The sequence below is a fragment of the Burkholderia sp. Ac-20392 genome, assembly GCF_017104585.1.
Lineage (GTDB): Bacteria > Pseudomonadota > Gammaproteobacteria > Burkholderiales > Burkholderiaceae > Burkholderia > Burkholderia lata.
Genome location: NZ_JAAGPB010000503.1, coordinates 1 through 5770 on the forward strand (window position 1 = coordinate 1; position 5770 = coordinate 5770).

Below are 5770 nucleotides of genomic sequence, written 5' to 3' on the forward strand. Positions count from 1 at the left end.
TCGAGCCGATCCGCAAGCGGCTCGTGGCCGGCGTCACCCACCTGACGGTGGGCGGCGGCGGCCCGTCGCTCGACCTCTCTTCGCCGCCGGGCGACCCGGGGCTGTTCGGCCCCGACGCTGTCTGCTGGCGCGTGCATGCCGACTTCACGTCGATGATGACGGGCGGCATCGCCGCGCTGCTGCTGCAGGCGCTCCATCCACTCGCGCTCGCGGGCGTCTGGGATCACTCGTCGTTCCGCACCGACATCCTCGGCCGCTTGCGGCGCACCGCCACGTTCATCACCGGCACGACGTTCGGCAGCCGCGCGGACGCACTCGCGCTGGTCGAGCGCGTGAAATCGATCCACTCGCACATATCGGGCACCGCGCCGGACGGCCGGCCGTACCACGCCGACGATCCGGCGTTGCTGACCTGGGTGCATGTCGCGGAAGTGTCGAGTTTCCTCGCCGCACATCTGCGCTACGTGAATCCGGCGCTGCCGGGCGAGCTGCAGGATCGCTACTACGCCGAAACGGCATTGATCGCCGAAATGCTCGGCGCACGTGAAGTACCTCGCTCGCGTGCCGAAGTGGCTGCCTATCTCGCGCGCATGCTGCCCGAACTCGAGGCCGGGCCACGCACCTTCGAAGTCATGTCCATCCTGCTGAACGTGCCGGTTGCGAAGCCTGCGCTGCGACCGGCCGCGTCACTGGTGATGCATGCGGGAATCGACCTGCTGCCGCCGTGGGCGCAACGCATGCTCGGCGTGTCGGCGTTCGCGCCGCTGCGACGCGCGGTGGTCCGGCCCGGCATCCGGGTCGTCGCCCCCGTGCTGCGCTGGGCGCTCGTGAACGGTGCGTCAAAGCGTGCGCGCCGCCGTGCCACCGCGACACCGCCCGACGGCACCCCGCCCGCCTGACGATTCGCTTCCTCTTATCATTTCAATTTACTGTCAAATACCTGTGACAAGCTGACGGGCTTGCACCCGCGCACGGTCGCCCGTACCGCACGTCCCGCCTGCCGTGACCCGCGCGGTGTCCCGCCCACCCGACCGACACCCGATGCCCGCGATGCCACGCCTGCCGATCCGTTTCGCCCTTGCCGCCAGCCTGTCCACCGTCTTCGCCCTCACCGCGTGCGGAGGCGACGATGTCGCCGCCGTCGCGCGTTCGGATGCGCAAACGCCGTCCGGCGGCACCCCGACCACGCCTGCGCCCACGCCGCCCGCCACCGTCACGCCGCAACCGGGCAAGTGGAAGGCCGCTCGCGCGGGCGACCTGATCGACGTGACGCTCGGCGACCTCCACCCGACGCAGGGCGCGATCGGCTACGACCAGATCTACTACAAGCTCGGCCGCTACGAACTGCAACCTGACAAGAAATTCGACGACTTCTGCGCGGACGAAGGCCTGGTCGGCGTCGCTTCGGGCGGCTACACGGCCAAGTCGACGCTGCGCGAGCCCGCGAGCTACACGTGCACGACGACCGACGCGAACGCCCGCGACCGCTCGGTGCTGAACCCGGTCGTGATCGGCCCGAACGGCGATGCGCTGTACCTGACCGACGGCCATCACGGCCTGTCGACCTACTACGAGACGCCCGACGGCGGCCCGGCGCTGCACGTGCACGTCGTCGTCAAGGACAACCTCAGCGACTACTCGGGTGACGCGTTCTGGCAGCAGATGCAGAGCCGCGGCTATCTGCGCCTCAAGAACGGCGAAGGCAAGCCGATCACGACCGCGCAACTGCCGACCGGGCTCGGCCTGAAACTCGGGATGACGAACGACCGCTACCGCTCGCTCGTCTATTTCACGCGCGACATCGGCTACAGCAAGCCCGCGCAAGCGACCGACTATCTCGAGTTCTACTGGGCCGACTGGCTGCGCGCGCAACCGGGCACGTTCGCGCTCGCCGGCTATGACCTGACGCGCGCCGGCACAACCGACCCGGATCCGGCGAAGGCCGACACGGGCTACCTGAACGCGGTCTGGAATGCGTCGACGCGCATGGTCGCGGCCACGGACCCGGTGATCGACGGCAAGACGGGCGCCGACCTCGGCCGCGCGGATGCGATCAACGGCGGGAAGAAATACAACAAGGGAGAATTCGACAAGCTGCGCCAACCGATCACGGCGGACAAGCCCGGCAAGATCGCATACGCGCTCGACTACAAGGCGCGCCACGCACTGCCGCAGTAAGGTAAGCGGCACACCGCGCAGGAAGGAACCCCCGACCGGCGATGCCGGACGGGGCCTGCTGGCTCAGAGCACCTTGCGGTACCCGTCGTCGTCGCTTGCGGCGTCGAGGTGCGACACGTCGGCCCACTGCACGACTTGCGCGCGGCCATCGACGTAATCGACGACGTTGATGCTCGTGTTGAGCAGCTGATAGTTGCGCGGCGCCGACAGCTCGATGCCGTTCGCGAAACGATAGACGCAGTCGAGCACGCCGCCATGCGCGACGCACGCGATCCGGCCGCCCGGATGCTCGGCGACGATCGGTTCGAGCGCATGCAGCACGCGGTGGTAGAACTCGCGCTGCGACTCGCCGCCCTCCGGCGCGAAGCCGGGGTCGCGCGTCTGCCAGGCCGCGTACGCGTCGGGGAACAGCGTCTCGATCTCGGCGCTGTCGTGCCCCTGAAACTGGCCGTACGAGCGTTCGCGCAGCCCTTCTCGAAGCCGCAGCGACAGGCCGAGCGCGTCGGCGAACGGCTGTGCGGTTTGCTGCGCGCGCATCAGGTCGCTCGAATAGATCGCGTCGAGCCGTGCGCCGTCACGCGCGTCGCGGGCGAGCCGTGCGGCCAGCTTTTGTGCCTGCTCGAGGCCCGTTTCGGCCAGCGGAATGTCGATGTGACCCTGGATGCGCTTGATGCGGTTCCAGGCCGTCTCGCCATGGCGGATGAAAAGAATCTGCGTGGTGGCCATCGCGGCGCGTCTCCGGGGAAGAATCAGGGCCGCACTTGCAGCCAGAATGTCACGGGGCCGTCGTTGACGAGCGACACCTGCATGTCCGCGCCGAACTCGCCCGTCTCGACGACCGGATGGCGCGCACGCGCGGCCGCGACGAAATAGTCGAACAGTCGCGCGCCTTCGTCGGGCGGTGCGGCCGGCGTGAAGCTCGGACGCAGCCCGCTGTTGGTATCGGCCGCCAGCGTGAACTGCGACACGAGCAGCAGGCCGCCTGCGCGGCCCTCACCGTCGATATTCGACACCGGCAGGTTCATCTTGCCGGCGGCGTCGCTAAACACGCGATAGCCGAGCATCTTCGCGAGCAGCTTGTCGGCCGCCGCATCGGTGTCGCCGCGCTCCGCGCAGACCAGCGCGAGCAGGCCCGCACCGATCTCGCCGGTCGTGCGGTCGCCGACGCGCACGTCGGCGCGCTTCACGCGCTGGATCAGCGCGATCATGCGGTCAGCGTGACGCGCGCGAAGCGGCGCTTGCCGACCTGCACGACGAACTCGCCGGCTTCGACCTTCAGGCCCTTGTCCGACACGGTCGCGCCATCGATCTTCACGCCGCCCTGCTCGATGTTGCGCAGTGCCTCGCTCGTCGACGGCACGAGGCCGGCCTGCTTCAGCAGCTGGCCAATCGCCAGCGGCGCGCCCGCGAGCGTGACCGACGGAATGTCGTCCGGCACGCCGCCCTTCGCGCGGTGGTTGAAGTCCTCGAGCGCACGCTCGGCGTCGGCCTGCGAGTGGAAGCGCGCGACGATTTCCTGCGCCAGCAGCACCTTGAAGTCACGCGGGTTGCGGCCGCCTTCAATCTCGCGCTTGAAGCCGCCGATCTCGTCCATCGGGCGGAACGACAGCAGCTCGAAGTAACGCCACATCAGCGTGTCCGAGATGCTCATCAGCTTGCCGAACATGTCGTTCGGCTGTTCGCTGATGCCGACGTAGTTGCCCTTCGACTTCGACATCTTCTCGACGCCGTCGAGACCTTCGAGCAGCGGCATCGTCAGAATGCACTGCTGTTCCTGACCGTACTGCTTCTGCAGTTCGCGGCCGACCAGCAGGTTGAACTTCTGGTCGGTGCCGCCGAGTTCGAGGTCGGCGTTCAGCGCGACCGAGTCGTAGCCCTGCATCAGCGGGTACAGGAATTCGTGGATCGAGATCGGCACGCCGCCCTGGAAGCGCTTCGTGAAATCCTCGCGCTCGAGGATCCGCGCGACCGTGTAGCGCGACGCGAGCTTGATCATCCCGTCCGCGCCGAGCGGCATCGACCATTCGCTGTTGTAGCGGATTTCGGTCTTGTCGCGGTCGAGCACGAGCGCGGCCTGCTCGAAGTAGGTCTTCGCGTTCGATTCGATCTGCTCGCGCGTGAGCGGCGGGCGCGTCGCGTTGCGACCCGACGGGTCGCCGATCAGCGACGTGAAATCGCCGATCAGGAAGATCACCGTGTGGCCGAGATCCTGCAGCTGACGCATCTTGTTCAGCACGACCGTATGGCCGATGTGGATGTCAGGCGCGGTCGGGTCGAGGCCGAGCTTGATGCGAAGCGGCGTGCCCGTCGCCGCGCTGCGCGCGAGCTTCTGCGCGAACTCTTCCTCGACCAGCAGCTCGTCGACGCCGCGCTTCGTGACGGCGAGCGCATGCCGGACTTCGTCGGTGATCGGGAAAACAGGCTTGGAACTGGGTTCGGTGCTCATCGGTGCCAGGAAGAATGTCGCAAAGACAGGGATTTTCCCATAACTTGCGCGCCCATCGCTTAACGGCGCGTCACGTTGCGCGGATAATCGGGCGCAAGGCGCGCGGCACCGGCCCGCGCCGCACGATCCAGGAGAACCCAACGTGCCGCAACGACAGCCGCAAAACGCCCATCCGGCCGACGGCATCTACTTCGGGCTGATGTCGGGAACCAGCATGGACGGCGTCGATGGCGTCGCCGTGCGTTTCGAGGCCGGCAAGGCGCCGGTCGTGCTCGCGGAAGCGTTCGTCGGCTTCGCGCAATCGCTGCGCGACGCGCTGTTCGCGCTGCAGCAGCCCGGCGACGACGAGATCGATCGCGAATCGCTCGCGGCGAACGCACTGGTCGCGCGCTACGCGGTGTGCTGCCACGAATTGCAGCGCACGGCCGGGCTGTCGCGCGACGAGATCCGCGGGATCGGCGTGCACGGCCAGACCGTGCGCCATCGCCCCGAGCGCGGCTATACGCGGCAGATCAACAACCCGGCACTGCTCGCCGAGCTGACCCAGGTCGACGTGATCGCCGATTTCCGCAGCCGCGACGTCGCAGCGGGTGGCCATGGCGCGCCGCTCGCGCCGGCCTTCCATGCCACGGTGTTCGGCGCGCCGGGCGAGACGCGCGTCGTCTGCAATCTCGGCGGGATCAGCAACATCACGATCCTGCCCGGCGAAGGCGGCGACGTGCGCGGCTTTGACTGCGGCCCCGCGAATGCGCTGCTCGACGAATGGGCGACCCGCCATCTCGGCAAGCCGTACGACGACGGCGGCAAGTTCGCCGCGCGCGGCACCGTCCACGCGCCGCTGCTCGACGCGCTGCTCGACGAACCGTATTTCGCCGCACCGCCGCCGAAAAGCACCGGGCGCGACCTGTTCAATCCCGCATGGCTCGACGCAAAGCTCGCCGCGTTCGCACAGGTGGCGCCAGAGGATGTGCAGGCGACCCTCACCGCGCTCACCGCCGTGTCGGTCGCACGCGAGATCGCGCAGCACGCAGCGGGCTGCAAGGCCGTGTTCGTCTGCGGCGGCGGCGCACGCAATCCGGTGCTGCTCGACGCGCTCCGGCACGCGCTGCGCGAGGCCGGCGTGCCGGCCACGGTCGATACGACGGC

General features: G+C 68.4%; 6 protein-coding genes. 3 read left to right on the top strand and 3 right to left on the bottom strand.

Translation table 11 applies throughout. The features are described from left to right. On the top strand, window positions 1–899 hold an 899-nt coding region (locus G3N99_RS33180; RefSeq protein ID WP_206124487.1), incomplete at its 5' end, for an oxygenase MpaB family protein. 151 nt (window positions 900–1050) lie between these two features. Continuing rightward, complete coding sequence (locus G3N99_RS33185) at window positions 1051–2178, top strand: ParB/Srx family N-terminal domain-containing protein (RefSeq protein ID WP_174946196.1); 1128 nt, start codon at window positions 1051–1053, stop codon at window positions 2176–2178. Window positions 2179–2241: 63 nt separating this feature from the next. Here the strand turns inward: G3N99_RS33185 and G3N99_RS33190 are convergent, their stop codons facing one another. The 3 genes from G3N99_RS33190 to tyrS are packed head-to-tail and all read right to left on the bottom strand — an operon-like array spanning window position 2242 to window position 4624. Beyond that, the gene (locus G3N99_RS33190; RefSeq protein WP_011350960.1) at window positions 2242–2904 is read right to left on the bottom strand and encodes a histidine phosphatase family protein; all 663 of its coding nucleotides are present in this window, start codon (window positions 2902–2904) and stop codon (window positions 2242–2244) included. Between the two features lie 23 nt (window positions 2905–2927). Beyond that, on the bottom strand, window positions 2928–3386 hold the full coding sequence (dtd, locus tag G3N99_RS33195) for a D-aminoacyl-tRNA deacylase (protein WP_011350959.1): 459 nt from the start codon (window positions 3384–3386) through the stop codon (window positions 2928–2930). Further along, entirely contained in the window at window positions 3383–4624 is a 1242-nt protein-coding gene (gene tyrS, locus G3N99_RS33200) for a tyrosine--tRNA ligase (RefSeq protein WP_122944484.1), read from the bottom strand. Before tyrS ends, dtd begins: the two co-directional genes overlap by 4 nt. 142 nt (window positions 4625–4766) lie before the next feature. Here tyrS and G3N99_RS33205 point away from each other — a divergent pair. Beyond that, the coding region (locus G3N99_RS33205) for an anhydro-N-acetylmuramic acid kinase (protein WP_206124488.1) at window positions 4767–5770 on the top strand (1004 nt) is incomplete at its 3' end.